Genomic DNA, 26,198 nt, shown 5'->3' with positions numbered 1-26,198 from the left:
CACGTAAAAAATGGAGAACAAGATGAGCAGATCGATACGAGCGAAGACAGCGGCTGCCGTGGTCGCATTCGCAATGAACGCGGCGCCCGCCGCGACTGTTGGAACCATGCTGTCGCTGGCCGGCGCGCAGGCCGCTTCCGCCGCGACGACCGCCGTCGACGATTATGCGGCGACCCGGTACCCGATCATTCTCGTGCACGGGCTGACCGGCACCGACAAGTACGGCGGCGTGGTCGAGTACTGGTATCACATTCCGGCGGATCTGCAGGCGCACGGTGCGAAGGTATACGTTGCCAATCTGTCCGGCTATCAGAGCGACGATGGCCCGAACGGGCGCGGCGAGCAATTGCTGGCATACGTGAAGCAGGTCCTCGCGGCGACGGGCGCGCAGAAAGTGAATCTGATCGGCCATAGCCAGGGCGGCCTGACATCGCGTTATGTTGCGTCCGTTGCGCCGGAACTGGTCGCATCGGTGACGACGATCAGCACGCCGCACTGGGGTTCGCAATTCGCGGACTTCGTCCAGCAACTGTTGCAGGCGGATCCGACCGGCCTGTCGTCGGTCGTGTTCAGCGCGTTCGCGAATGCGCTCGGCACGTTGACGAGCAGCAGCTTCAATACGAACCAGGATGCGATCCAGGCGTTGTCAGTGCTGACGACAGCGAAGGCCGCCGAATACAACCAGAAATTTCCGAGCGCGGGTCTCGGTGCGCCCGGCTCGTGTCGGGCGGGCGCGTCGACCGAGACGATCAACGGCAACACGCACCTGCTTTATTCGTGGGGCGGCACGGCGATCCAGCCGACAACGACGGTGGCCGGCGTGACGGGTGCCGTCGATACGAGCGTGAGCGGGGCCACCGATCCGGCGAACGTGCTCGATCCGGCCACGCTGGCGCTGCTCGGCAGCGGCACGGTGATGATCAATCGCGGCTCCGGTCCGAACGACGGCGTCGTATCGCAATGCAGCGCGCTGTTTGGCCAGGTGCTCGGCTCGTATCACTGGGATCACACCGATGCGATCAACCAGATTCTCGGCGTGCTTGGCGCGAATGTGGAGGATCCGGTTGCGGCGATCCGCACGCACGCGAACCGGCTGAAAACGCAAGGCGTGTAAGCGATGACAGGTAGCAAGAGCGGCATCGCGCGACGCGTCGCGCTTTACGGGGCAGCGGGCGTCGTTGCGGTCGGCGCGGTCTGGTATGGGATCGACGCCCGGAAGACGCGCGACGCCGGCATGTCCGGCGTCGCGCCTGCCGGGGCCGTGTCGTCCGCGTCGCTGGCCGGCACGGCGGCGAGCACCGTGCCCGGTTTCGGCGCAAGCGGGCTGCCCCCGGCACTCGCCGGCTCGACTGCGCCGCGCCTGCCGCTCGATGCGCACGGCCATCTCGCAAAGGTCGTGGCCGTGCGCGGCTTCTTCGACTATTTCCTGACCGCGCAAAACCAGTTGCGCGCCGCGGAACTCGATGCGCTCGTCGCGCGCGCGGTGGCCGCGCAGCTCGACGGCACGGTTGCGCAACGCGAGGCGCTCGACGTCTGGCAGCGCTACCGCGCGTATTTCGCCGAACTCGCGAAGCTGCCGGGCGGCGGCGCCGTGGACAACAAGCTCGACCTCCCGGCACTGCAGCTCGCGCTCGACCGGCGCGCGGCGATCGCGAGCCGCACGCTCGGCGACTGGAGCGAGCCGTTCTTCGGCGCCGAGCAGGCGCTGCAGCGAGACGATCTCGCACGATTGAAGATCGTCCGCGATCCGTCGCTGACCGAGGACCAGAAGGCGGCCGGTCTTGCCGCGCTCGAGCAGCAACTGCCGCCCGATCGGCGCGCCGAGCTGGAACGCCAGAAGGAGCAGGACAACGCGATCGCGCAAATCGACAAAGTGCAGAAATCAAACGCGACGCCCGATGAAATGCGCGTGCAGCTCGCGCAAACGCTCGGGCCGGAGGCTGCCGAGCGAGTGGTGAAGATGCAGCAGGCGGACAACGCGTGGCGTGCGAAGTACAACGAATATTCGGCACAGCGCGCGCAGATCGATGTGCAGAACCTGTCGACACAGGATCGCGATGCGCAGATCGCGCAGTTGCGGCAGCGCTACTTTACGGAGCCGGGGGAGGCGCTGCGTGCGGCGTCGCTCGATCACGGCAGCGTGTCGACGCGCACGCAATAGATCGGAGCGCGATCGAGCGGATCGGCGTATATCGAGCGATTTCCGCCACGCGTTGTCGATAACGGCCGCCGGCGCGTGGTTTATCGGTGCTTCAGCGCGGTCAAGACGCGCCTCATTGCAGAACCGACATGCCGCTCTAGAGCCCTCGCTCTGAATCCTCATTGCACCGCCGCATAAAACAGTCTATGGCCGGTGGAAGCACACGGCACAAATAATTTCGTACGCACTCTGCAAGATCTGCCGCGCTCCCGGGATATGCCCGTTCGGCAAGGGACGCGGCTTGTTTGCCGATGTCATTCCCGGCTGGCCGAGATCGCTTTCAGCGCATTCGGTTCGCGATCTGCATTCAAGCGACGAATGTGTGCATCGCAACAATCCATTTCATTCACGGCAGTCGTAACGGTAAGGTGAACGCACGTTCGAATTTGATCGGGCGATGCGAATTCACCACGTGACGATGCCATGAAAACGAATCACGATCGACCTGCGCAAGCAACACCCTCGTCCCCCGTCGGCAATGGGCGCGCGACGGGCCTGCGCCTGCCGGGCAGGCTGGTGGGCCCGATCGTGCTGGGCACGCTGCTCAATGCGCTGAACTCGTCGATGATCGCGGTCGCGCTCGTCAGCATCCAGCACGCGTTCAACCCGCAGGGTGCCGCGCATGAACGCATCGACACGATGTGGCTCGTGTCGGGCCTTTATCTCGCGACGGCCGTCGGCCAGCCGACGATGGGGCGTCTCGCCGACCGGTTCGGCGCGAAGCGAATCTTCTGCATCGGCCTCGCGATCGTATTGATCGCGTCCGCGCTCGCGCCGTTCGCGCCGTCGCTCGGGTGGCTGATCGCGTCGCGCGTCGCGCTCGGCATCGGCACGTCCGCCGCGTATCCGGCGGGCATGGCGATGATCCGCACGTGGTCGCAGCGGCATGCGAACGGGGCGACGCCCACGGGCGGCCTCGGCGCGATCTCGGTCGCGGCGCAGGTGGCCGTCGCGTTCGGGCCGCCGCTCGGCGGCGCGCTCGTGCAGTTCGCCGGCTGGCGTGCGATCTTCTGGATCAACGTGCCGATCGTGCTGCTGGCCTTCGTGCTCGCGTGGCTGTGGATTCCGGCCGACGTCGTCCCGCGCGGCGCGCGGCAACGCCGCACGCTGCGGGGCACGCTGACGGAGCTGGACCTGCCGGGCGTCGTGCTGTTCGTCCTGACGCTCACGAGCGTGCTGCTGTTCCTGCAATCGGTGTCGCGCGAGCCCGACTGGCTGCTGCTCGTCGCGACGCTGGTGCTGTGCCCGTTGCTGGTCCGGCGCGAGCGGCTGGCCGCGACGCCGCTGATCGACATCCGCATGCTGAGCGACAACCGTGCGCTCACGAGCACCTACCTCCGCTGCGTCGGCACCTACGCGGTGTTCTACGCGATCTTCTATGCGCTGCCGATATGGCTGCAGGAGGCCAAGCGCCTGTCCGCCGCCGACGCCGGCCTCGTGATGCTGCCGATCGCTGGAGTCGGCACGGTGGCGACGATGCTCGCGACCCGCGTCGCGCACCGTCACGGCTCGCGGCCGGTGCTGATCGTCGGCTCCGCGATGCTGTGCATCGGCAGCGTCGTGATGAGCCTCCTCACCAGCGCGATGCCGGTCTGGTCGATCGTGCTGCTGTCGATCGTGTTCGGCGTGCCGAACGGCTTCAACAATCTCGGCAACCAGGCGGCGCTCTACCAGAGCGCGCCGCACGACCGAATCGGCACGGCCTCGGGGCTGTACCGCACCGCGCAGTATGTCGGCGGCAGCCTGTCGTTTGCGCTCGTCGGGCTGGCGCTCGGCCATCCGGCGAGCGATCGCGGCCTGCGCGAGCTGGCCATCGTCCTGGCGGTCGTCAGCGTGCTGCTGCTGCTCAACGCGGCATCGAGCCGGCACCTGGATGCCGCCGCTTCTTCCATCTCCCAACAGAAGTGAGGTTTTTACATGTCCATTCCGACGCTCAATCGCACGGTCGCGCTGGTCGCAATCGATCTGCAGAACGGCATCGTGTCGCTGCCGGTCGTGCCCTACACCGGCGCGGAGGTCGTGGCGAACACGGTCGAGCTCGCGACCGCGTTCCGCGCGCTGCAGCTTCCCGTCATCTACGTGCACACGAGCTATCAGCCGGACGGCGGCGTGGCGCTGAAGGTCAGGACGGATGCGCCGTCGGCGCCGCCGAATCTCGATCCCGAATGGAGCGCGTTCGCGCCGGCGCTCGGCGTGGGGCCGTCGGACATCGTCGTGACGAAGCACCAGTGGGGCGCGTTCACCGGCACCGACCTCGACGTGCAGCTGCGCCGGCGCGGCATCACGGACATCGTGCTGACCGGGATCGCGACCAACATCGGCGTCGAATCGACGGCGCGCCAGGCATACGAGAACAACTACAACGTCGTCGTCGTCAGCGACGCGGTCAGCACGTCGTCCGCCGACGCGCAGCACTTCGCGCTGACGCAGATCTTTCCGAAGCTCGGGCAGGTCGCCGCGACGGCCGACGTGGAGGCGGCACTGGAGCAGGCGTATTCGCGCTGAACGAGGCGGCGGGTTCGGCGTGCACATTCATACAGAGTCATTTACCGAGGCATGACGATGATCAAGACCGATGCATGGGTTCTCTACGCAGGACCGGAACCGAGCAGGAAGCAGGCGCCCGTGGCGGGCGAGCTGCGTCGCGAAACTTTCGAATTCTCCGATCTGGAAGCCGACGAGGTGCTGGTCGAGCCGCTGTACGGATCGTGGGAAGCGAACCTCGACCACGCGCTGTCGCGCAATCCGGTCGACATCTGCCGGCAGCGGCGCGAGGACAAGATCGTGCTCGGCAACGGTGCGCTGGTGCGCATCGTCGAGCGCGGCAGCGGCGTGAAGACGCTGAAGGAAGGGGAGATCTGCATGGTGATGCCGTTCGGCAAGCGCGACGAATACGGGTTCGCCGAGCTCGTCTACGCGTACGACGCGCCGGGCACGATCGGCGTGATGGCGCAGCGTACCAAGATGCGCGCCGACAACCTCGTTGCGGTGCCGACCGACAGCCGGCATTCGCTGCTGCAATGGGCGACGTACGGCCGCTACTTCACCGCGTGGGACAACTGGAAGGTGGCGTCGACGTGCTGGCGCTCGCAGCTGCCGGACGTCGATCCGGCCGACTACCTGGTGTTCGGCTGGGGCGGCGGCACGACGCTCGCCGAACTGCAGCTCGCGAAGCGCGAGGGCTTTCGCGTCGCGATGACGGCAAGCAACGACCGGCGCCTCGAGGAACTCGCGAAGCTCGGCATCACGCCGGTCGATCGCCGCAAGTTCCCGAATCTCGCGTATGACGACGAGCGCTACAAGACCGATCCCGAGTACCAGGCGGCCTATCGCGAGTCGGAGCGCGTGTTTGCGGAGACGATCGCGGAACTGAGCGGCGGCCGCGGCGTCGCGATCTTCCTCGACAACCTCGGCGGCGCGCTGTATCGCGCGACGATGCGCGTGGTCGGCCGCACCGGCATCGTCACGACGGTCGGCTGGAAGACCGGAATGCGCCTGTGGAACCTGCGCGCGACGGAATGCATCAACCGCCGCCTGCACATCCACACGCATGCGTGGCGCTACGACGACAGCATCACGATCCGCGACTTCCAGGAAACCAGCGGCTGGATCGGCCAGGAGCCGACCGAGATCTTCGATTTCGACGAGGTGCCGAAGCTCGCGTCCGACTACCTGAACGGGAAGATCCAGACGTATTTCCCGATCTACCGGATCAACGCCGTCTGAGCGGCAGGTCGCGCGCCGTGTCCGCATCGCCGCACGACGATTAGTCATGCAGACGATGCAGGCGCACGGCGCGTCGTGCAATCCATCTGACTGGAGAACGGCATGGCCACTGTGGAAATCGGGGAAGTCGACGCCGGCGCGGCGTCGGACGCCTCCAGACCGGCGCCGCTCGACGGCATTCGCGTGATCGACGCCGCGACGCTGTTCGCGGGCCCGCTCGCGGCGACGATGCTCGCGGACTACGGCGCCGACGTGATCAAGGTCGAGCATCCGGACGGCGATCCGGCGCGCAAGTACGGCGCGCGCCGCGACGACGTGCCGTTGTGGTGGAAGGTGCTCGCGCGCAACAAGCGGGCGGTCACGCTGAATCTCGGCACGGCCGACGGCCAGCGGATCTTCCGCGAGCTGGCGGCGCAGGCGGACGTGGTCGTCGAGAATTTCCGGCCCGGCACGCTCGAACGCTGGGGGCTCGGCTACGACGTGCTGTCCGCGCTCAACCCGCGGCTCGTGCTCGTGCGGGTGACGGGCTTCGGCCAGTTCGGCCCGTATGCGAGCCGCCCGGGCTTCGGCACGCTGGCCGAGGCGATGAGCGGGCTGGCGTCGATCACCGGCGAGGCGGACGGGCCGCCGCTGCTGCCGTCGTTTCCGCTCGCCGACACGGTCGCGGGGCTGACCGCCGCGTTCGCGATCATGACCGCGCTGAAGGCGCGCGAGCGCACCGGGCGCGGCCAGGTCGTCGATCTTGCGATCATCGAAACGATGCTCGCGGCGATGGGCGCGCAGGTCGCGAGCTACGACCAGACGGGCCGGGTGCCCGAGCGCACCGGCAACCGTTCGCCGAACAATTCGCCGCGCGGCGTCTACCGCACGTCGGACGGCAAGTGGGTCGCGCTGTCGACGTCGGCGCACAGCATCGCCGAGCGTGTGATGCGCCTCGTCGGCCGCGCGGACCTGATCGACGAACCGTGGTTCGCGAACGGCGCCGAGCGCGCGAAGCATGCGGATGAACTGGATGCGGCGGTCGGCGGCTGGATCGGGCAGCGCACGCGCGACGACGTGATCGCCGAATTCGAGCGCGCGCAGGCCGCGGTCGCGCCGATCTACGACGTCGCCGACGTGCTGCGCGATCCGCAGTACGCGGCGCTCGGCTCGATCGTGTCGGTGCCCGACGCGGAGCTCGGCGCGTTCCGCACGCACAACGTGCCGTTCCGGCTGTCCGACACGCCCGGCGCGATCCGCTGGGGCGGGCCTGCGCGCGGCACGCACAACGACGAAGTATTCGGCGCATTGGGACTGGAGCGGCGCGAGATCGCCGAGTTGACCGAACGGGGCATTCTATGAAAACCAGCGCAACTTACCGCAGTTACCTCTACGTGCCCGCGCACAAGGCGCAGGTGGTCGAGAAGGCGTATGCAAGCGAAGCCGACGCCGTCGTGCTCGATCTCGAGGACGCCGTGCCGGCCAGCCACAAGGCCGAAGCACGCGAGGCGGCTGCCGCGATTCTCGCGGAAGGTCCGCCGAAGCCGACGTACGTGCGGATCAACCCGATCGGCAGCCCGTGGTGCCGCGACGACGTCGACGCGATCGCTCAGCCCGCGCTGCAGGCGCTGCGCCTGCCGAAGTGCGACCTGCCGCAGCAGATCCAGGAAGTGGCGGGCTGGCTCGACGCGCTCGGCTGCGATGCGGGCATCCAGATCCTGATCGAGTCGGCGTACGGTGTCGAGACGGCATACCAGCTCGCGACCGCGTCGCCGCGGCTCGATCGGATCGGGCTCGGCGAGAGCGACCTGCGTGCGGACCTGCAGATCGGCGTCGACAACTTCACGCTCGAGGTGTGCCGCGCGCGCTGCGTGGTCGCGTCGCGTGCGGCCGGGCTGAACGGGCCGATCCAGACCGTCTATCACACGCTGCCCGATCTCGACGGGCTGAAGGAATCGACGCTGCGCGCGAAATCGATGGGGTTCGTCGGCCGCTTCGCGATCCATCCGTCGCAGCTTTCGGTGATCAACGACGTGTTCACGCCGTCGGACGACGAGATCCGCGCGGCCCAGCGTGTGCTCGAGGCGGTCGATGCGGCGGCGGGCAAGGCCTCGGCGTCGTCGGTGTTCGTGCTGCCGGACGGCCGCGTGGTCGCGCCGCCGCTGATCGCCAACGCGCGCGTGACGCTCGCGCTCGCGAACAACCTTCGACTCAGTGGAGCACTGGCATGAGCACACCCGAGACGCTTTCCGCGCCGGCGGCGGCCGCCGATACGACCGCACCGAACCGGCCCGCGCCGCCCGACGGCATCGTCGGCGCGCTCGGCCGCTTCGCGGCGCAGGTGCGCGCCGAAGGGCTGGATCGCAGGCTGCGCGTCGAGGCCGCCGCGCGGGTGCTCGACGTGGTCGGCAACAGCCTGATCGCGCACGACGAACCGGTCGCGCAGTCGGTGCTGCAGGTCGCGCGGCGCTGGGCCGGCACCGGCCCGGCGAGCGTGATCGGCGCGCCCGACCGGCTGCCGGCCGCGAGCGCCGCGCTCGTCAACGGCACGCTCGCGCATGCGATGGACTTCGACGATTCGCACATGCTGTCGGTGCTGCACCCGAGCGCGTCCGTGATTCCGGCCGCGCTCGCCGCCGCGCAGGCGAGCGGCGCGTCGGGCGCGGCGCTGCTCGATGCGATCACGGTCGGCACCGAGGTATGCATCCGGCTCGGGGTCGCCGCGTACAACGAGCGGCTCGGCAATTCGGTGTTCTTCGAGCGCGGCCAGCACGCGACGTCGATCTGCGGCACGGTCGGCGCGGCGGCGGCCGCGGCGATGCTGTTCGGGCTCGACGCCGCGCAAATCGCGGCCGCGCTCGGCATTGCCGCGAGCATGGGCGCGGGCCTGCTCGAAGCGAACCGCACCGGCGGCTCGGTGAAGCGGATCCACTGCGGCTGGGCGGCGCACGCGGGCGTGAGCGCGGCGGAACTGGCAGGCGCGGGCGTGACCGCGCCGCCGACCGCGCTCGAAGGCCGCTTCGGCTTCTTCCACGCGTGGTGCGGCGACCTTGCCGACGTCGACGCGGTGCTGCGCGACCTGGGCGACGAATGGGAGACGAGCCGGATCATCTTCAAGCCGTATCCGTGCAACCACTTCACGCATCCGGGCATCGACGCGGCGCTGCAACTGAAGGCGCAAGGCGTGACGGCGGACGACGTGGTGTCGGCCGAGCTGCGGGTCGCGACGTCGACGCTGCGCACGATCGGCGAGCCGGCGGAGCTGAAGGCGAATCCGCCGAACGGTTATGCGGCGGCGTTCTCGGGGCCGTACACGGTCGCGGCGGCGCTGCTCGGCGGCGGCGGGCTCGGCGTCTGGTTCGACGATTTCGGCGATGCGCTTGCGCAGGATCCCGCACGGCGCACGCTGGCCGCGAAGGTGCGCTGCGTGGCCGATCCGTGGTGCGATGCGCGCTTCCCGACTTTCCTGCCGGCCGTGCTGCGCGTCGAGCTGCGCGACGGGCAGGTGCGCGAAGCGCGGATCGAGTCGAGCAAGGGCACGAATTCGCGGCCGCTGACCGAACAGGAGCTCACCGCGAAATTCGTGCTGGCGGCGAGTTCGGCGCTCGGCACGACACGCGCGCTCGCACTGCGCGACGCGGTGCGGGCGCTCGCCGACGATGCGCCGCTCGACGCGCTTGCGGCGCTGACGTCAGGTACTGAAGGAGGACACCGATCTTGAATGCACCCCGCTGGAAAAAGCGGCCGCCCGGCTCGAACTGGGGCGATTTCGGTCCCGACGACCAGAAGGGGCGGCTGAACTGGCTGACGCCGGACAAGGTGCGGCAGGGCGCAGCCGAGGTTCGGGAAGGGCTGTCGTTCTCGCTGAGCCTGCCGCTCGACGTGCCGCGCGGCGGCGGGCTGAACGCGCGGCGCCGGCCGCCGGCGATCATGCCGGCGCTGCTCGGCGGCAAGCCGTACTTTGGCTATCGCGCGGACGAACAGGTTGTGAACGCAACCGACGTGGTCTGCGACGATTCGTTCTGCATGCACTCGCAGTTCTCGACGCAATGGGACGGCCTGTCGCACGTGGGCGGCCTGTTCGACGCGGACGACGACGGCGTGCCTGAAATCGTGTTCTACAACGGCTTCCGGATGGGCGAGCATCTGCGGGTGCCGCAGGAAGGCGACGCGACGGGCGGCGCGCGTGCGCTCGGCATCGAGGTGATGGCGCAGACGGGCGTGCAGGGGCGCGGCGTGCTGATCGACCTGCGGCGTCATTTCGGCGACGCGCGCACGAAGGTCGGCTTCGCGCAGCTGATGCAGGTGATGGACGCGGACCGTGTGCAGGTCGAGCGCGGCGACATCGTCTGCCTTCACACCGGCTTCGCGGATCTGCTGCTGCACGACGACGGCGGATCGCCGGCGACGGTCGCGAGCGCGTGCGTGCTGGACAGCAGCGACGCGCGGCTGCTGCAATGGATCGACGAATCGGGGCTGGCCGCGCTCGTGGCCGACAACCATGCGATCGAGGAACGTCCGCAGCATGCGCAGCCGCTCGCGCAACCGGGCGCACTGATGCCGTTGCACGAGCTGTGCCTGTTCAAGCTCGGCATTCACCTCGGCGAGCTGTGGCACCTGACGCCGCTCGCGAACTGGCTGCATGCGCACCGCCGGAACCGGTTTCTGCTGACCGCGCCGCCGCTGCATATCCGCGGCCTGGTCGGCGCGCCGGTGAATCCCGTCGCGACCGTTTGAGCGTGCGGGCGGCCGTGGTGGCGGCGCCTGCACTTTTTTGCAGCACGACCGCCTCGCGCAAAGCGCGAATTCAATTGCCGATTGACAAGGTATTCAGAAAAATCGACGCGAAACGGGCAATTTAATTTAAAACCATAAATAATCTCGCCCGTTATCTAAAAAATATCGACAAGTCAAGATTGGACTATTCTTGTGCATTGCACTAAATATCAGGGGATTGCTCCGATTGCGGAATTTCGCAATCGTGATCGGAGGCGGTGATTAACCTGTTTAGTGGATGGTCGCAAACATGAATCTACGTTCGATCGATTTGAACCTGCTGGTCATACTCGATGCGCTGCTGACGGAGAAACAGGTCACGCGGGCCGGCCAGAAGGTCGGCCTCACGCAGCCGGCCGTCAGCAACGCGCTGGCGCGGCTGCGGTTCGTGTTCAAGGACGAGATCCTGGCGCGCACCGCGGTCGGCATGGAATTGACGCCGCGCGCGCAGGCGCTGGCCATGCCGATTCGACAGATCATGCAACAAATCGAGGAATTATTCGAATCCGATTATCAATTTAATCCTTTTACGTCCGAGCGCCATTTCACGGTGCGCATGTCGGATCTCACCGAATTGCTTTTGCTGCCGGCCCTGCTGCGCTGCATGCGCCTGACCAGCCCGAATATCGGCATGGACGTCGTGCACATGAGCGCCGCCAAGACTGCCGACGCGCTCGAATCGGGGCTGCTCGATCTGGCGGTCAGCGCGGGCCTCGAACATTCGGGCACGCTGTCGTCGCAAGCCGTGTTTCATGACCGGATGGTCTGCGTGATGAGCCGCAGCCATCCGGACGCGGGCAGGCCGCTGACACTCGAACGGTTCCTCGCGCTCGACTTCCTCAACGTGACGATCAACCCGGTCGACCACAGCCTCGTCGACAACCTGCTCGCGAACATGAACTGCACGCGGCGCATCGCGCTCAACGTGCCGCACTGGCTCGTCGTGCCGAACATGCTGGATGCGCTGCCGTACGCGGTGATCATGTCGGAGCGGCATGCGGTGAGCCTCGACGATGCGCGGCTCGTGATCCGCGAGCTGCCGCTCGCGATGGAGCCCGTCGCGTGGTCGCTGTACTGGCACCGCCGCTACGACGGCAGCAACGCGCATGCGTGGCTGCGCGGCCGCATCGTCGAGGTCGCGGAAGCGCTCGAGCGGCACGGTGTCGCGGCGGAGGCTTAGCGTGAACACGCCCTCGGGCGTTGGCTGTTCACGCGGGTCGGCCGACGACGAGCAGCGGCGGCAGCGCGGCGACGTCGGGCTGCTCGTCGAGCCGCCACAGGTAATCGAGCGCAGTGCGGATCTGCGTCGGGCTCCAGTGTCGCCGGCAGTTCTTCGTGAACTTCGCGTCGTAGTCGTCGCGCCGCATCGGCCGCGTCGGCGAGCCGGGCAGGTCGTCCACCTGCTTCGCGCAGGTCGTGCCGTCTTCGCACACGGCCGTCACCCGGTTCGGCGCCTGCGCCGGATAGCGGGCGGTCAGCGCCGGGTCTTCGTGCACCGTGATCCGCTCGATCAGCGCGCGCAGCGCCGGATCGCGCAGCGCGTCGTGCCGGTAGCTCTCGGTCGTGATGTCGCCGTCGAGCATCGCACGCGCAACGATGTACGGCAGGCTGTGATCGGCGGTCTCGTGGGTCGACGGCGCCCATTTTTCGCGGTCGCGGCCGGCCGTCACGTAGCCCACTTCGGTCGTGTGGATCTCGATGCGCCGGATGCGGCGCAGGTCGCCGACCTGCGCGGCGACGTCGAGCGCGGCCGGAATCGCGGTTTGCGTGAGCCCTTGCGCGGGATAGAACTTCACGAAGCACTTGCCGATCCGGAACGCGCCGCCGCGCCCGCCGAATTCGCGCGTGTCGACGGCGAACGGCCCGGACACCTGCGGAAAGAACCCCGCCATGCCTTCGAAGATCGGTGACGGGCCGGTCAACCCGGCGCGCGCGAGCTGCGTCGAGAACACCGCGTTGCGCGCCGCGTCCGCATCGGCGAACGCCTTCCAGTTCGACAGTTGCTGGACGCGCGTCTGGTTCAGCGCGAGATGGCTGTTGATCGACAGGTTCACCGCCTGCACCAGCTGCGGCGCGGGCATGCGCATCAGCTTGCCGGCGGCGAGCGCGACGGCGGGCAGGCTGTAGCACGTGTGGTCCCAGCCGCGCGGGCTGATCGCGGCGGCGTCCATCAGCCGGCACGCGATCTCGTACGCGATCGCGATCGACAGGATCAGGTCGCGGCCGTTCGCATGCTGCGCTTCGGCGACGGCGAGGCACGCGGACATGTTGTCGCTCGGATGGCCGGTCTCCTTGCCGGCGTACGCGTCGTTGAAATCGTAGTAGCGCAGCGCGGTGCCGGTCGCGAACGCGGCGAGATCGGGGCTCGTGCGCCGGTTCGTGCCGACGATCGTCGACACGCCGCCCGGCGACGCGAGCGCCGCGTCGCGCGCGATCCGCACCGGGCGTTCGTCGTGCGCGGCGATCGCGCAGCCGAGCGCATCGATCAGATGCGCCTTGATCGTCTCGATCGTTGCGGCGTCGAGGTCGCGATACTGCAGCGCGGCCGCGTAGTCGGCGAGCTGTTGCGCGAGATCCGGGCGGCCGGTGACGACGCCGGCGGCCGGCAGCGCGCCGGCGCGGGCATGGGCGAGCGGCAGTGCGAGTGCCGCGCCGGTCAGCGTGGAAAGGAAGTGGCGGCGGTTCATGGTGCGATGACTCCGAAGGTTCCTGACACTGGGGGAGAGGCGAGCTCAGAACAGCTTGCGCAGGCCGAGTGCCGCGCCCGCGCTGCCGGCGCGGTCGGCGGCCAGCGAGTAGTGGAGGAAGTTGTAGTTGTAATTGTCGAAATCGAGCGCGGCGCGGCGCGCGTAGCCTCCCGCCAGGTACAACGTGACGGCTTTCGACAGGAAGTAGTTCAGCTGCAGCGTGACCTGCTGCGGATTGACCGGGTGCGGCGCGGTCGTCTGCGCGTTCGGCGGATTCTGCGCGCGGATGTCCTCGTAATAGAACGCGCCGATCGCCTGCAGGTAAGGCGTGATCATGTAGCGCACGCCGGCCCACCAGAACGTGTAGTGGGTCACGACCGACGGCGTGGCGACGCTGCCCTGGCCGTGCGTGACGCCGGCCAGCAGCTGCGCGCGGTCGACGGACACGATCGCCGCGGCGGCGTAGCGGCGGAAATGCGCGAAGCCGCCCGGCTGCGGCGTGTTGACGTTGTCGAACGCGGCGGCGAACGAGAAGGCGCCGCCGGCATAGTCGAAGCCGGCGCCGTAGGCGGCGTTCGACTGGAGCGCGCCGGGCGTGCCGCCGAACGAATAGTGCGTTTCGAGCGTCAGCGAGCCGATCTTCGCCAGGTACTTGGCGACGTTGTTCTCGCGGAAGTTGACGCCGACGATCGCGCCGGCCGGCTCGTACAGCGTCGAGTACGCGCCCGTCGGCGAATAGCGCTCCATGACGTCGAACAGCGTCGAGTACTGGTGGCCGAGCCGCAGCGCGCCCCAGCGCGCGTGCTGCAGCCCGACCCACGCGGAGCGGTCGAAGCCGCCCGCGCCGGTGCCGGTACCGTTGTTCAGGTTGATGCCGCTTTCGAGCCGGAACGTGGCCTGCCAGCCGCCGCCGAGTTCCTCGACGCCCTTCAGGCCCCAGCGCGAGCCGCTCTTGCCGCCCGACGCCATCCGCACGAGCGAGGCCGACGACTTGTCGCCGGGCGCGGCCTGGTGGGTGAGGAATTCCGTATAGATGTCGGCCACGCCATACAGCGTGATCGTGCTCTGCGCGCAGGCGCCGGCCGATACGAGGCCCAGTCCGCACAGTGCGGACATCCGCTTGCCCATGGCTTGTCTCCTTCCAGGGTTTGTTATTTATTTGAATGCGGCGCCGCGCCGGTCGAGCGGTGCGGCGGTGCTGCGAGACGACGCTATCCGGGCCGGGCGGCGAACGGGCGGCCGCGCGGTGGAACGCACGCGTGCACCGCGCGACGCGCGCCTGTGCACGAATGAAGCACGGCGATGAAGGGCGGCGCGCGCATCACCGGGGCGCGCCGTCGGCACGCGCCTGCACGGCCGCGTGACGTGCGAGCACGCGCTTCGCGCGGGCGACGCCGGGCGCGTCGACCATCCTGCCGTCGACGCGCAGCGCGCCACGCCCGTTCGTGCGCGCGTCGTCGTAGGCGGCCAGCACCGCGTTCGCGTCGCGCACCGCGTCGTCGTCGGGCCGGAACGCGCGGTTGAGCGCGCCGACCTGCCGTGGATGGATGCAGGTCGCGCCCGCATAGCCGAGCTCCGCGGACGCGCGCGCGAGGCGCTCGAATGCGTCGAGATCGCGCAGCTCGTCGAGGCCGCCGATGAGGCCGAGCGGCAGGATGCCGGCGGCGCGCGCGGCGATGATCAGCAGTTGCTTCGGCACGCGCAGCACGTCGGCGCCCGCGCCGCTTTCGCAGTTCAGCGCGAAGTCGCCGCCGCCCAGCATCATCGCGACGACGCGCGGCGATGCCCGCGCGATCCGGTCCATCGACTGGAACGCGCGCGGCGTCTCGACGATCGCCACGATCCGCGTGCCGCCGGGCGGCGCGCCGGTTTCCTCCTCGAGCGCGGCCAGCAGTTCGTCGATCGCCTCGACGTGCGAGCCGCCGCGCACCTTCGGCAGCACGACGCCGTCCACGCCGGCCCGGACGGCCGCGCGCAGGTCGGGCACCAGCAGCTCGAGCGGGCCGTTGGCGCGCACCAGCACGTCGCGGCCCGGCGCGCGCAGCGCCGGCACGGTGTGGGCCAGCCCGTCGCGGGCGGCCGCCTTGCACGCGGGCGGGACGCTGTCCTCGAGATCGAGGATCAGTGCATCGGCGTCGCTCGCGGCGGCCGACGCGACGAAGCGGGGGACGTGGGCGGGGACGTACAGCAGCGAACGCCAGACGGGTTGAGGCGACGAATTCATCGTTGATCTCTAAAAATGAAAGTCACTTTCATTTTTGTGATGGATGAGGGCATTCGTCAAGATTATCGTTAACGCCTAGTTTCATGGGCGGTTGCAAGAAGATGAGCGACCGAAGCCGTGTGGATTCATGTTGATGTCATCGATGATCTGCGTATAATGAAAGTGACTTTCATTTTTGATACTGGCAGCCGCGACGCGGCACGACTCTGCCGGCATCGCACGAGGTGGACATGAACAAGGTGGAGACAAGCAATCAGACAGAGGGCGGCGTGGCCGCGGTCAACCGCGCGCTGACCGCGCTGCTGGCGTTCGGCAACGCGTCCGGCGGGCTGATGCTCGCGCAGGTCAGCGAAGAGACGGGGCTCAACATGAGCACGCTGTTGCGGATGTTCGAGTCGCTCGAGCAGTTCCGCTTCATCAAGCGCCTGCCGGACGGGCGCTACGTGCTGGGGCCCGCCGTGTTCCAGCTCGGGATGATGTATCGCGAGTCGTTCCAGCTGCGCGAGTACGTGATGCCGATCCTGTCGAAGCTGTCGGCGCAAACCGGCGAGACGGCCGCGTTCTACGTGCGCGAAGGCGACCAGCGCGTGTGCCTGTTCCGCATCCAGGCGCAGCGCTCGGTGCGCACGCATCTGCGCGAGGGCGACCGCTTCCCGCTCGACGTCGGCGCGGCCGGGCGCGTACTGCTCGCGTTCAGCGGCACGCGCGGCGGCGACTACGAGAAGACGGCCGAGCAGGGCTACGCGGTGTCGATCGCCGAGCGCGACCCGGAAAGCGCGGCGATCGCGTGCCCGGCGTTCGGCGTCGGGCGCGTGCTGAGCGGCGCGATCTCGCTCGGCGTGCCGCGCTATCGCTTCAACAAGAAGGTGCTGGCCGACTACCTGCCGCGCGTGCAGGCGGCCGCCGCCGAGCTGACGCATGCGCTGGGCGGCGATCTGCCCGCCGCGGGCGCGGCGTTCCGCGCGGCCGACCAGCTCGGCGCGCTGCTCGAGTAGCGCCGTGCGCGACCGAGCGCGCGCACTTCGAAGTCCGCATCGAACGACACACACACCAACCAGGAGACAAGCATGTTCGTTCCCGACCCGCAGGCCGCCCCCGCGGCCGGCGCGCGCCGTCGCGCGTCCACCGGCCCGATCCATCCGAAACCGTTCGACACCGGCGCGCAGGGGCCGCTCGCGGGCGTGCGCGTCGTCGACCTGTCGCGCCTGATGGCGGGCAACATGCTGAGCGTGCAGCTCGCCGATTTCGGCGCGGACGTCGTGAAGGTCGAGAGCGAGCGCGGCGATACGCTGCGCGCGGTCGGCGCGGGCGGGATCAGCACGAACTGGAAGGTGTACGGGCGCAACAAGCGCAGCGTGTGCGTCGACCTGCGCGCGCCCGAGGGGATCGACATCGTCCGCCGGCTGGTGCGCGACGCGGACGTGTTCGTCGAGAGCTTCAAGCCCGGCGTCGCCGAGAAGATGGGGCTCGGCCCGGACGACCTGCTCGCGATCCGTCCCGAGCTGGTGATCGCGCGGATCTCCGGCTGGGGGCAGACGGGGCCGTACCGCCACAAGCCGGGCTTCGGCACGCTCGCGGAAGGGTATGCGGGGTTCGCGGCGATCAACGGCTTCGCCGATCGCGAGCCGGTGCTGCCGCCGATGTTCCTCGGCGACATGACGGCCGGGCTGTCCGGCGCGATCGCCGTGCTGGTCGCGCTGCATGCGCGCGACGCGCACGGCGCGGCGGGGCAGGTGATCGACGTGTCGCTGTTCGAGCCGCTGCTGTCGATCCTCGGGCCGGCCGCCGCGAACTACGTGATGACCGGCGAGATCAAGGCGCGCACCGGCAGCCGCTCGTCGAACACCGCGCCGCGCAACGCGTATCGCACCCGCGACGGCAAGTGGCTGTGCCTGTCGAGCTCGACGCAGGCGATGGCCGAGCGGCTGTTCCGCGCGATCGGCCGCGCGGACCTGATCGACGATCCGCGCTATGCGACCAACGTGCAGCGCGTGCAGCACGCGCAAGCGCTCGATACGATCGTCGGCGAATTCATCGCCGCGCGCGATCTCGACGCCAATCTCGCGTTCTTCGAGGAAGCGGGCGTCACGGTCGGGCCGATCCATGACATCGCGCAGATCGTCAAGGATCACTACGTGATCGAGCGCGAGGCGCTCGTCGAGCTGCCGGACGACGACGTCGGCAGCCTGCCGATGCACAACATCACGCCGCGCCTGTCGGCCACGCCCGGCACGTTCCGTCGGCCGGCGCCCGCGCTCGGCGAGAACAACCGCGAGATTCTGCTGCCGCTGCTCGGCGAACGCGAATACGAGCGGCTCGCCGGGCTGGGCGTGATCCGCGCGCGCTAGGCGCGACGTGCGACGCGGCCGCGAAGGACGGCCGCCGCACCCTGGACATTCCATGGAGGAGACACCATGAAGCCACGCTGGACCCATCGGCCGCCCGGCTCGAACTGGGGGGATTTCGGCCCGGACGATCAGAAAGGGCGCTTGAACTGGCTGACGGCCGACGCGGTGCTGCGCGGCGTCGCGGAGGTGCGCGAAGGCCTCGTATTTTCGCTGAGCCTGCCGCTCGACGTGCCGCGCGGAGGCGGGCTGAACGCGCGGCGCCGGCCGCCGGCGATCATGCCGGCGCTGCTCGGCGGCAAGCCGTACTTTGGCTATCGCGCGGACGAACAGGTTGCGAACGCAACCGATGTGGTTTGCGACGATTCGTTCTGCATGCACTCGCAGTTCTCGACGCAATGGGATGCGCTGTCGCATGTCGGCTCGCTGTTCGATCCGGCGGGCGACGGCGAGCGAGCCCGCGTGTTCTACAACGGCTACCGGATGGACGAGCACATCCAGGTGCCCGCCGCGGGCGCGCCGCGCGGCGGCGCGCGTGCGCTCGGCATCGAGGTGATGGCGCAGACGGGCGTGCAGGGGCGCGGCGTGCTGGTCGACCTGCGCCGCCACTTCGGCGACGAGCGGCGCAAGATCGGCTACGCGGAATGGATGGCGGTGCTGCGCGAGGACGACGTGGTCGTCGAGCGCGGCGACATCGTGTGCGTGCATACGGGCTTCGCCGATCGCCTGCTCGACGCCGACGCGCGCGACGAGGCCGGCGCGCCGGACGTGTGCTGCGTGCTGGACGGCAACGACCCGCGCCTGCTCGAATGGATCGACGCATCGGGGCTGGCCGCGCTCGTGGCCGACAACCATGCGATCGAGGAACGTCCGCAGCATGCGCCGCCGCTCGCGCAACCGGGCGCGCTGATGCCGCTGCACGAGCTGTGCCTGTTCAAGCTCGGCATTCATCTCGGCGAGCTGTGGCACCTGACGCCGCTCGCCGACTGGTTGCGCGCGCACCGGCGCAACCGCTTCCTGCTGACCGCGCCGCCGCTGCGCCTGCCCGGGCTTGTCGGGTCGCCGGTCAATCCGGTCGCCACCGTATGAACGCCTGCGCTGCGCGCACCCCGCGCCGGCGCCCGGTCCGCCGCTTCGCGCAGGCCGCGCGGGCGAATCATCGAGGAGTCGCCATGTCCCATTCCCATGCGGCGTCGATTGCCGCGCGCATCGACCGCCTGCCCGCGACGGCCAGCATCTGGATGCTCGTGCTGTTCCTGAGCGTCGGCGGGTTTTTCGAGGTCTACGATCTGTTCCAGATGACCTACCTGCCGCCGGGGCTGATCCGCGACGGCATCTTTCACGCGGGCTCGCACGGCGTGCTCGGCATGTCGGACCAGGGTGCACTCGGCGCGGCGACGTTCGCCGGGCTGTTCGTCGGCGAGATGTTCGTGTCGCGCCTCGCGGACCGCTTCGGGCGGCGCGCGCTGTTCACCGGCGCGCTGCTGCTCTACACGGCGGGGAGCCTTGCGATGTGCGTGCAGACCCACGCGCTCGGCATTCTCGTGTGCCGCTTCATCGCGGGCTGCGGCATCGGCGCGGAGCTGATCACGATCGGCGCGTTCCTGACCGAGCTGGTGCCGAAGGCCGTGCGCGGCCGTGCGTTCGCGCTGTGCTTCGCGGTCGGCTATCTCGCGATGCCCGTGCTCGCGCTGGTGTCGTGGCTGTGGGTGCCGCACGATCCGCTGGGCATGTCCGGGTGGCGCTGGGTCGTGCTGCTCGGCGGCAGCGGCGCGGTCGTCGTCTGGTGGCTGCAGTCGCGGCTGCCGGAGTCGCCGCGCTGGCTCGCCCGCGCCGGCCGCGAGGCGGAGGCCGAAGCCGTGCTGCAGCGGCTCGAGCAGGCGGTCGAGCGGGAATCCGGCCGGCCGCTGCCCGCGGTCCGGATGCCAGCCGTCGCCATACCGGCCGCGCGGCGCGCGCCGTCGATGTGGGATGCGCGGCATCGCGGCCGCACGGCGATGCTGATCGTGTTCAACGCATTCCTTAGCATCGGCTTCTTCGGTTTCAGCCAGTGGCTGCCGACGCTGCTCGCCGCGCAGGGCGCGACCGTCACGAAGAGCCTCTGGTATGCGTTCGTGATCGCGTTCGCGTATCCGGTGTCGCCGTTCGTCGCCGGCCTGCTCGCCGACCGGATCGAGCGCAAGTGGCTGATCGTCGCGTCGGCGTTCGGCGTCGCGCTGTTCGGCACCGCGTTCGCGATGTCGGCGCAGGCGCCGTTCGTGATCGCGTTCGGCCTGCTCGTCACGCTGTCCAACACGGTACTCGCGAGCAACGGCACCGCGTATCAGTCGGAAGTGTTTCCGACCGAGATCCGCGGGCGCGCGCTCGGTTTCGTGCATTCGATTGGCCGCCTGACGGGAATCGCGAGCAGTTTCATCGTCGCGCTGCTGATCGAACGCGCCGGGGTGTCCGCGGTGTTCGTGCTGATCGGCGGCAGCATGCTGATCGTGATGGTGTCGATAGGGGTGTTCGGGCCGTACACCAACAACCGGGCGCTGGACGAGATCACCGGCCACAGCGAGGATGGCGCCGAGAACGCGCCGGCGGTGCGCGGGCTCGCCGCTTTGCCAGCCCGGCGTGTCAATGGGCGACGTAAAGGCGCCGGGGATGGGGCGGTGTAACGGCGCGGGCGGCACGTCACTGTTTGCGAAGCAACGATGTCAATTCGGCACCGGACATCGGCAACCGGATGGGAACCGATGCGATCGGCTCAATGAATAAAAAACGCTGGCCGGTGAACTGGCCAGCCAAAAAGTCCTGGCGATCCGAGGTTGAAGTGTGCCAGAACCACATGCCTTGAACGGCGTATGCGTGCAGACAGACAGGCATATCAAACGATTTGTCCCGAAAATCGAGGCCTTTCCGGCTCGATCCCTCGCAACAATCTGTGATCGCAGTTTAGGCTAAGCTAGCGGATGCGTCCAGGTGTGCACTCGCGCCCGGAAACGTGAAGGCATCGTCGAGCTTCGGTACGTCCCATTTTGCGATCATCGCGTCATTCGGAAGATAGTCAGGATCGGCCGACGCGACCCCGGCCCACACTCCTTGAGATACCTGCCTGCCATGGAGATAAAAGTGCAGCTCCCGGCCAGCGCGGTCGTAAATGAACCTGATTCTCTCCACCGATTGGCCCAAACCTCTAATCCGTGCGACCTGGTTGCGATCCAACTCGAACATGGCACTCACCACCCCGTCGCAATCGCCAATGCAAATCATGTTGCTGTCGTCAGTCAATGTCCACGGCGGATGCGGCGTGCCTAAGCGCAGCATAAAATAATCTGCGGATTCTGAACCAACCATCATGTTTCTCCTGAAACAATACGTCGCTCTATTAACTGAAATTTAATAAATACGCATGCTCATTCAATCCTGTTCTCCTCGCCGTGCCCGGATGCTTGAGTGGACGTACCCAGCGCGTTGCCACGGGCAGGCGCAACATTGAAACGCACAGTGCCCGTAGCTTCCGAAGCACCTACACGCTTGCCTGCCGAGTCACGGTTTCTGCGGAGATGCCGTCCGAACCGGAAAGTCTCACCGCAACAGCAGTTGCCGCCGTGCTCCCGTAGACGTTCAGGGCGGTTCTCCCCATGTCGAAAAACGCATCGACGCCCAAAAGCAGCAGCACCGCATCGGCCGGTAACCCTATCGACGTTAGAACGATGGTGATGGCTACGATCGCCCCGGAGGGCACATTGGCTGCTCCGTCGATGGTGACGATCGTCAAAATCAAAATCGAAATCGCCAGCGGCCACGACCAGACAAGGTGATATGCGTCGGCCAGATAGCCGACCGCAAGGGCCGTGTAGAGGACCGCGCCGTCGCGATTGAAAATATATGCCAGAGGCAAAATCGTGGACGCCACGCCGTGGGGAACGCCCAATTCAACCAACTTCTTCAGGTGCAACGGGTATGTAATTTCAGACGAACGCGTCGTGAAACCAAGGATCAGTGGTTCCTTCACCTTCCTGAGAACTGCGAGAGGCGATTGGCCGGCAAGCCGAATGACGGTGGTGAGTACAACCGCCAGAATCGCCATGCCGAGATAGGCCACGCCCAGAAGCTCGATAAGCGAGTGCGCACCGGCAAAGCCCTTGGCTGACAACAACTGCGCGATCGCGGCGAAGATCGCGAGCGGCGACCATGCGATCACCCACTGGGTCATCTTGAATAATCCCGACAGCAGCGCCTCGAAAACGGCAATCGCAGGCTCGGCACGCTCCGGGGCGGCCGCCAATGCCGCGCCGAAAATGACTCCGAAAACGAGCACTGGGAGAGAATTCCCGGCGGAGAGCGCAGCGACGATGTTTGCGGGGATCAAATCAACGAGAAATTTCGTCCAGTCGATGCTGGACGCGAGAGCCGTGGGCATCGATCCAGATTGAATCACGCTCGCACCGTGACCCGGTCGAAATACAAAGTTGAGCAGTAGGCCGAGCGATGCAGCCAAGCCCGTCATCGCAATGAAGAAGCCGATACTGGACAGTGCGACCTTTCCAAGCCGCTCGCGAAGTCTGCCCGCACGAAAGATGCCGACCGTGACCGACAGGAAGATCAACGGCATGACGACCATCTTGATCGCGTGGCCGAACATCGTGCTTAAAAAACCTAGCTTCGCAGCAAAGCCGGGAGCAAATACGCCGCAAGCGGCGCCCAGGACAAGTCCGCCAAGCATTTGCATCGGGAGGAAAGCCCCGTTATTTTTTGCGTTCATACCGCGCCTTTAGCAGTTTAATTCGTGCCGGAGTACCGTCAACGACGTGATTCCACATATGCTGACGCGCAAGCTCGCCGTTGTTCGCTTCGATTGCGTGAAAGATATGCAGATGCTCGATCGTGCCACGCCGAACGGTTTCAGCGTCGCCACGCGGGAGCTCATTCAGGGCTAGGGTTTGGGCCTGCAATAGTTCATACGCCGATGAGATTCGCACGTTCCTTGCGGCGGCAAACAACTCTTGATGAAACACCCAACCGACACGTTGCTCGAGCATGATGTCCGCGACGTCTCGGTCAACCAACTCCTGCATTTTCTCTGCCGCCTCGCGAAGGCCTGCCGTGACTCCCGACCTGGCTGCAAGAAACGCTGCTGTACTCTCCAGGGCCAGCCGCATTTCAAAAATTTCGCGTAGATCGCTCGTAGTCGGCGATGCGACATAGGTCCCACTCTTTTCGATCACGACGACCAACCCTTCTGACTCGAGCAAATGCAATGCGCTGCGCACGGGCATTTGGCCGAAGCCAAGTTCGTCCGAGAGGCCTCGGTGGGATACTTTCTGCCCAGGCGCAAGCCGGCCGTCAAAGATCCTCGATCGGATCTCGTCGTAGGCAAGCTCTGCATCTGTCGAAACTTTCGACGTCATCTGTGATCGCAGTCAGCGTATGATTGGGAAAGAGGTGGCGGGTAGGAAATTACCCTTACCGGTAACGCCCCGCAACTGCTAATTTTGCTAGTGGGTATGCAGAAAGAGAACCGGAAGAAAATCTGCGTCACGACGAGAGCTGATCATTAAATGACTTCACAAGATGTGCGCTTTACCATCTGCGGCGTCCGTGCGGAAGAAACCTATCCCCTCAGGGCTGCAATCTTGATGGCAGGAGACGAGGAGCGGAGCGCTCTGCACGGAGACCTCGCCCCGACGACCATGCACTTTGCCGTTCGTGACAACGACAATATTGTTGCTGTGGCGACAGTGTGTAAAGAAGGACAATCCGGCGTGTCGAACTCTGAAGCCTGGCGCCTTCGCGGCATGGCCGTCCATCCATCGGTACGTGGTCTGGGATTCGGACGCCTGCTGGTCAATCTATCCATTCGCCATGTCCGCGAACAGCGCGGAATTCTGCTCTGGTGCACGGCGCGTGAATCGGCGTACCAATTCTATGAAATGCTCGGTTTTAATCGCGACCCGATACCGATTTCAATGCAGGATCGCGACGACATGAGGTTCTATCTAATGCAGCGCCAGATCGAGTGCTGATTTTCGTCTGACGACGCCACGGCCGTACCGAACACGTCGGCCGCGCATTCCTGCAACTGCCGTTTCCATTCCGTGATCCGGTTCGGATGCACATCGAACTGCTGTGCCGGTTCGGCAAGTGTCCGCTCGCCTTTGACCGCTGCCAGCGCCACCTTCGCTTTGAACGCCGCTGAGTGCGTCCGTCGGGTTCTCTTCGTCATCTTTCCAGTTCCTTTGCCAGCGTTATCGCTGGCTCAAGACCTCGCCCGTTCCACTTATTCCGCTGTCCGATTCTGCGCGGACACCTCTCTCGGGCGGGGAAACACGTAGAGAAAACCCGCGCGCTTGTTTCAGCGCGGATACACCGAAATCTGTCCCGGTGCGTTGCGTGGGCGCGGGTATCGCAGTCCGCATGTCTGGCGGCATCCGACGCGTGCGTGTGCAACGGCTCTGGACGAGAGTCGGTTGTCGGCACGGCCGTCCGTTGCACGGCCCGTTCGCCGCCCGTAGCCCCGCGCGCACACGGCCCCGTCCGGTCCGGAAATCAGTGCGCGCTTGACGCGGCACGTAGCAGATTTGAAACGAAAACGCGCTTTTGCGTCGTGATTCTCGTGCGCTCGGCGCCGTGTCCCGCAAAGGGGCTGGATTTCCGATGGGTGGCACGCTTCTCGCTGGCGCTCGGGGTAGTGCCAACGCCACCGCCGACGCATATGAGCGCTTCGCCTGCACGACAGCGGTCCGCCCACCGAGGCGGTGAGCGATCACGCGCCCGCACTGCAATTGGCGGAACGCTGCGGGCCTTGCGATCGTATGAATGGTCGGTGCTCGCATACACGCAACCTCGGCAGTGGTGCCCGTGCATTGCTGCCTCGATACGAAAAGGTACGACGCGATGTTACATAATCGACGTGAACGGGCGAAGGCGCCGGGGCTCGAATCCGGCGACAGGACGGCTCCTTGTCGACGAGTCGGCGCCGTGGCAGCGAGCACGTTGTCGCTGGCGGTGCTGACCATAACGGCCGTCGTGCTGACTGGATGCGGGCTGGCGCCGGGCATGAGCTTCAGCGACAGTTCCGCAGGGGGCGCCGCGACCACGGCGCGGTTTGGCGAAGCGTCGCGCGCGGTCCACGATGCCAGAGGCACCGGCGGGACGGGCTCGGCTGCATCCGGAAGCGATGCGGCCCCGGCGGGCTCGCTGATCGAGATCAATGACGAGCTCATCCGTACCGAACGCGCCGCCGTTGAACCGGGCATTCCAACGAAAGTGCGCAAACTGTTTTCCACGCCCGGCCCCTATACGCTCGGTCCCGGCGATGTGTTGAGCATCGTCGTCTGGGATCATCCGGAGCTCAACATGCCGCCCCCGACGATCGGCGCCGGCATTGACGCAGCCGGATCGAACTCGGTCGTCGGCGGCTATACGATCGATTCCGGTGGCAACGTGCAATTTGCCTATGCAGGCCCGATCAAGCTGAGCGGACTGACCGAGATGAAAGCGCGCGACCTGCTGGCGTCGAAGATCGCTCGCTACATCCGCAACCCGCAGGTGACGCTGCGCATACAGGCATATCGCAGCAAGCGCGTGTATCTCGACGGAGAAGTGCGCAATCCGGGCATCCAGATCCTCAACGACCTGCCGATGACGTTGCCCGAGGCGATCAACCGGGCTGGCGGCTTTACCGCCAACGGCGATCGTGCGGCGGTCGCGGTGACGCGCGGCGACGATACCGCCGTCGTCGACATCGCCGCGATGATCGAAAAGGGCATCAATCCGGACAAGATCCTGCTGCGCGACGGCGACCTCGTGCGCGTGTACTCCGTGAACGACCGAAAAGTGTTCGTGCTGGGCGAGGTGGGGCGCGCGACCGCGCTGCCGCTCAACAACGGACGGCTGTCGCTGAACGAGGCCATTGGGTCCGCCGGCGGGGTCAGCCAATACTCGGGCGATGCCGGGCAGGTGTATGTCGTGCGCAGCAAGCGTCCTGGCAAACCTCAAATTTTCCATCTCGACGCTCGATCGCCGGTTGCAATGGCGCTGGCCAACGACTTCGAACTGAAGCCGAACGATGTCGTGTTCGTCGATGCGGCGCCGCTCGTTCGCTGGAGTCGCGTCATCAACATGCTCCTGCCGAGCGCGCAGACCCTCGCCACCGGGCGAAACGCTGCGTACTGACGGCGGACGGGACCCTGTAACCATTTTGTTTTCCGATCATTCAGCGCGCCGCCTTGGCGGCTCGCTGAATGATCGTGTCCGTCCCATCGATCATGTTG

General features: G+C 66.9%; 22 protein-coding genes and 1 pseudogene. 16 read left to right on the top strand and 7 right to left on the bottom strand.

Annotated elements, in window-relative coordinates; translation table 11 throughout:
- Window positions 1-22: 22 nt before the first annotated feature.
- The 10 genes from SB786_RS02555 to SB786_RS02510 all read left to right on the top strand — a co-directional run bounded on the left by SB786_RS02555 (window position 23) and on the right by SB786_RS02510 (window position 11,861).
- A complete protein-coding gene (locus tag SB786_RS02555) occupies window positions 23-1,114 on the top strand; it encodes a triacylglycerol lipase (RefSeq protein ID WP_410726038.1) in 1,092 nt (363 codons plus the stop codon).
- A 3-nt stretch (window positions 1,115-1,117) separates the two neighbouring features.
- Entirely contained in the window at window positions 1,118-2,161 is a 1,044-nt protein-coding gene (locus tag SB786_RS02550; RefSeq protein WP_410726037.1) for a lipase secretion chaperone, read from the top strand.
- 462 nt (window positions 2,162-2,623) lie between these two features.
- Complete coding sequence (locus SB786_RS02545; RefSeq protein ID WP_410726036.1) at window positions 2,624-4,108, top strand: MFS transporter; 1,485 nt, start codon at window positions 2,624-2,626, stop codon at window positions 4,106-4,108.
- 9 nt (window positions 4,109-4,117) lie between these two features.
- Window positions 4,118-4,705, top strand: a complete 588-nt coding sequence (locus SB786_RS02540) for a hydrolase (protein WP_410726035.1) — start codon at window positions 4,118-4,120, stop codon at window positions 4,703-4,705.
- Window positions 4,706-4,762: 57 nt separating this feature from the next.
- Window positions 4,763-5,926 carry a zinc-binding dehydrogenase gene (locus SB786_RS02535; RefSeq protein WP_410726034.1) on the top strand — a complete coding sequence of 388 codons (1,164 nt, stop codon included), beginning with the start codon at window positions 4,763-4,765 and terminating at the stop codon, window positions 5,924-5,926.
- Window positions 5,927-6,028: 102 nt separating this feature from the next.
- Window positions 6,029-7,267 (top strand): CaiB/BaiF CoA transferase family protein, encoded by a 1,239-nt coding sequence (locus SB786_RS02530; protein ID WP_410726033.1) that lies wholly within the window; start codon window positions 6,029-6,031, stop codon window positions 7,265-7,267.
- Window positions 7,264-8,136, top strand: coding sequence for an HpcH/HpaI aldolase/citrate lyase family protein (locus SB786_RS02525; protein ID WP_410726032.1), 873 nt, complete (start codon window positions 7,264-7,266; stop codon window positions 8,134-8,136). Before SB786_RS02530 ends, SB786_RS02525 begins: the two co-directional genes overlap by 4 nt.
- Window positions 8,133-9,626 (top strand): MmgE/PrpD family protein, encoded by a 1,494-nt coding sequence (locus tag SB786_RS02520; RefSeq protein WP_410726031.1) that lies wholly within the window; start codon window positions 8,133-8,135, stop codon window positions 9,624-9,626. The genes SB786_RS02525 and SB786_RS02520 overlap by 4 nt, the downstream gene beginning before the upstream one ends.
- A complete protein-coding gene (locus SB786_RS02515) occupies window positions 9,623-10,642 on the top strand; it encodes a cyclase family protein (RefSeq protein ID WP_410726030.1) in 1,020 nt (339 codons plus the stop codon). Before SB786_RS02520 ends, SB786_RS02515 begins: the two co-directional genes overlap by 4 nt.
- A 289-nt stretch (window positions 10,643-10,931) precedes the next feature.
- Complete coding sequence (locus tag SB786_RS02510) at window positions 10,932-11,861, top strand: LysR family transcriptional regulator (RefSeq protein ID WP_410726029.1); 930 nt, start codon at window positions 10,932-10,934, stop codon at window positions 11,859-11,861.
- Window positions 11,862-11,889: 28 nt separating this feature from the next.
- On the opposite strand, the gene SB786_RS02505 is transcribed toward SB786_RS02510, so the two are convergent.
- The 3 genes from SB786_RS02505 to SB786_RS02495 form a co-directional block, all read right to left on the bottom strand.
- Window positions 11,890-13,368, bottom strand: coding sequence for an MmgE/PrpD family protein (locus tag SB786_RS02505; RefSeq protein ID WP_410726028.1), 1,479 nt, complete (start codon window positions 13,366-13,368; stop codon window positions 11,890-11,892).
- Window positions 13,369-13,413: 45 nt separating this feature from the next.
- Window positions 13,414-14,496 (bottom strand): porin, encoded by a 1,083-nt coding sequence (locus SB786_RS02500; protein ID WP_410726027.1) that lies wholly within the window; start codon window positions 14,494-14,496, stop codon window positions 13,414-13,416.
- A 193-nt stretch (window positions 14,497-14,689) separates the two neighbouring features.
- Entirely contained in the window at window positions 14,690-15,592 is a 903-nt protein-coding gene (locus SB786_RS02495; RefSeq protein ID WP_410726026.1) for an HpcH/HpaI aldolase/citrate lyase family protein, read from the bottom strand.
- A gap of 230 nt (window positions 15,593-15,822) precedes the next feature.
- On the opposite strand from SB786_RS02495, the gene SB786_RS02490 reads away from it, so the two are divergent.
- The 4 genes from SB786_RS02490 to SB786_RS02475 all read left to right on the top strand — a co-directional run bounded on the left by SB786_RS02490 (window position 15,823) and on the right by SB786_RS02475 (window position 20,597).
- Entirely contained in the window at window positions 15,823-16,587 is a 765-nt protein-coding gene (locus tag SB786_RS02490) for an IclR family transcriptional regulator (protein WP_410726025.1), read from the top strand.
- Window positions 16,588-16,659: 72 nt separating this feature from the next.
- On the top strand, window positions 16,660-17,940 hold the full coding sequence (locus SB786_RS02485) for a CaiB/BaiF CoA transferase family protein (RefSeq protein ID WP_410726024.1): 1,281 nt from the start codon (window positions 16,660-16,662) through the stop codon (window positions 17,938-17,940).
- Between the two features lie 66 nt (window positions 17,941-18,006).
- Window positions 18,007-19,026, top strand: a complete 1,020-nt coding sequence (locus SB786_RS02480) for a cyclase family protein (RefSeq protein ID WP_410726023.1) — start codon at window positions 18,007-18,009, stop codon at window positions 19,024-19,026.
- 83 nt (window positions 19,027-19,109) lie between these two features.
- Complete coding sequence (locus SB786_RS02475; RefSeq protein ID WP_410726022.1) at window positions 19,110-20,597, top strand: MFS transporter; 1,488 nt, start codon at window positions 19,110-19,112, stop codon at window positions 20,595-20,597.
- A 277-nt stretch (window positions 20,598-20,874) separates the two neighbouring features.
- Here the strand turns inward: SB786_RS02475 and SB786_RS02470 are convergent, their stop codons facing one another.
- The 3 genes from SB786_RS02470 to SB786_RS02460 all read right to left on the bottom strand — a co-directional run bounded on the left by SB786_RS02470 (window position 20,875) and on the right by SB786_RS02460 (window position 23,333).
- Complete coding sequence (locus tag SB786_RS02470) at window positions 20,875-21,279, bottom strand: hypothetical protein (RefSeq protein ID WP_410726021.1); 405 nt, start codon at window positions 21,277-21,279, stop codon at window positions 20,875-20,877.
- Between the two features lie 169 nt (window positions 21,280-21,448).
- Window positions 21,449-22,687 carry a dicarboxylate/amino acid:cation symporter gene (locus SB786_RS02465; RefSeq protein ID WP_410726020.1) on the bottom strand — a complete coding sequence of 413 codons (1,239 nt, stop codon included), beginning with the start codon at window positions 22,685-22,687 and terminating at the stop codon, window positions 21,449-21,451.
- Window positions 22,671-23,333, bottom strand: a complete 663-nt coding sequence (locus SB786_RS02460) for a GntR family transcriptional regulator (protein WP_410726019.1) — start codon at window positions 23,331-23,333, stop codon at window positions 22,671-22,673. Before SB786_RS02460 ends, SB786_RS02465 begins: the two co-directional genes overlap by 17 nt.
- Before the next feature lie 150 nt (window positions 23,334-23,483).
- Between SB786_RS02460 and SB786_RS02455 the strand changes: the two genes are divergently transcribed.
- A complete protein-coding gene (locus SB786_RS02455; RefSeq protein ID WP_410726018.1) occupies window positions 23,484-23,948 on the top strand; it encodes a GNAT family N-acetyltransferase in 465 nt (154 codons plus the stop codon).
- An 8-nt stretch (window positions 23,949-23,956) separates the two neighbouring features.
- Here the strand turns inward: SB786_RS02455 and SB786_RS02450 are convergent.
- Window positions 23,957-24,148, bottom strand: a pseudogene (locus tag SB786_RS02450) (transposase); the annotation flags it as partial.
- Between the two features lie 671 nt (window positions 24,149-24,819).
- On the opposite strand from SB786_RS02450, the gene SB786_RS02445 reads away from it, so the two are divergent.
- Window positions 24,820-26,100, top strand: a complete 1,281-nt coding sequence (locus tag SB786_RS02445; protein ID WP_410726017.1) for a polysaccharide biosynthesis/export family protein — start codon at window positions 24,820-24,822, stop codon at window positions 26,098-26,100.
- Window positions 26,101-26,198 lie beyond the last annotated feature (98 nt).

It is taken from the genome of Burkholderia sp. SIMBA_062 (assembly GCF_046534765.1).
GTDB lineage: Bacteria > Pseudomonadota > Gammaproteobacteria > Burkholderiales > Burkholderiaceae > Burkholderia > Burkholderia ambifaria.
The sequence above is the reverse complement of the archived record's forward strand: the minus strand, read 5'-3'. Positions and strand labels throughout refer to the sequence as shown.

Bases quoted from the DNA above. Each gene is read 5' to 3' on its own strand.
- SB786_RS02550 (WP_410726037.1), top strand. From the start codon at position 1,118: ATGACAGGTAGCAAGAGCGGCATCGCGCGACGCGTCGCGCTTTACGGG.
- SB786_RS02445 (WP_410726017.1), top strand. From the start codon at position 24,820: ATGTTACATAATCGACGTGAACGGGCGAAGGCGCCGGGGCTCGAATCC.
- SB786_RS02495 (WP_410726026.1), bottom strand. From the start codon at position 15,592: ATGAATTCGTCGCCTCAACCCGTCTGGCGTTCGCTGCTGTACGTCCCC.
- SB786_RS02490 (WP_410726025.1), top strand. From the start codon at position 15,823: ATGAACAAGGTGGAGACAAGCAATCAGACAGAGGGCGGCGTGGCCGCG.
- SB786_RS02505 (WP_410726028.1), bottom strand. From the start codon at position 13,368: ATGAACCGCCGCCACTTCCTTTCCACGCTGACCGGCGCGGCACTCGCA.
- SB786_RS02530 (WP_410726033.1), top strand. From the start codon at position 6,029: ATGGCCACTGTGGAAATCGGGGAAGTCGACGCCGGCGCGGCGTCGGAC.
- SB786_RS02535 (WP_410726034.1), top strand. From the start codon at position 4,763: ATGATCAAGACCGATGCATGGGTTCTCTACGCAGGACCGGAACCGAGC.
- SB786_RS02520 (WP_410726031.1), top strand. From the start codon at position 8,133: ATGAGCACACCCGAGACGCTTTCCGCGCCGGCGGCGGCCGCCGATACG.
- SB786_RS02540 (WP_410726035.1), top strand. From the start codon at position 4,118: ATGTCCATTCCGACGCTCAATCGCACGGTCGCGCTGGTCGCAATCGAT.
- SB786_RS02500 (WP_410726027.1), bottom strand. From the start codon at position 14,496: ATGGGCAAGCGGATGTCCGCACTGTGCGGACTGGGCCTCGTATCGGCC.
- SB786_RS02480 (WP_410726023.1), top strand. From the start codon at position 18,007: ATGAAGCCACGCTGGACCCATCGGCCGCCCGGCTCGAACTGGGGGGAT.
- SB786_RS02555 (WP_410726038.1), top strand. From the start codon at position 23: ATGAGCAGATCGATACGAGCGAAGACAGCGGCTGCCGTGGTCGCATTC.
- SB786_RS02465 (WP_410726020.1), bottom strand. From the start codon at position 22,687: ATGAACGCAAAAAATAACGGGGCTTTCCTCCCGATGCAAATGCTTGGC.
- SB786_RS02525 (WP_410726032.1), top strand. From the start codon at position 7,264: ATGAAAACCAGCGCAACTTACCGCAGTTACCTCTACGTGCCCGCGCAC.
- SB786_RS02545 (WP_410726036.1), top strand. From the start codon at position 2,624: ATGAAAACGAATCACGATCGACCTGCGCAAGCAACACCCTCGTCCCCC.
- SB786_RS02470 (WP_410726021.1), bottom strand. From the start codon at position 21,279: ATGATGGTTGGTTCAGAATCCGCAGATTATTTTATGCTGCGCTTAGGC.
- SB786_RS02485 (WP_410726024.1), top strand. From the start codon at position 16,660: ATGTTCGTTCCCGACCCGCAGGCCGCCCCCGCGGCCGGCGCGCGCCGT.
- SB786_RS02510 (WP_410726029.1), top strand. From the start codon at position 10,932: ATGAATCTACGTTCGATCGATTTGAACCTGCTGGTCATACTCGATGCG.
- SB786_RS02460 (WP_410726019.1), bottom strand. From the start codon at position 23,333: ATGACGTCGAAAGTTTCGACAGATGCAGAGCTTGCCTACGACGAGATC.
- SB786_RS02475 (WP_410726022.1), top strand. From the start codon at position 19,110: ATGTCCCATTCCCATGCGGCGTCGATTGCCGCGCGCATCGACCGCCTG.
- SB786_RS02455 (WP_410726018.1), top strand. From the start codon at position 23,484: ATGACTTCACAAGATGTGCGCTTTACCATCTGCGGCGTCCGTGCGGAA.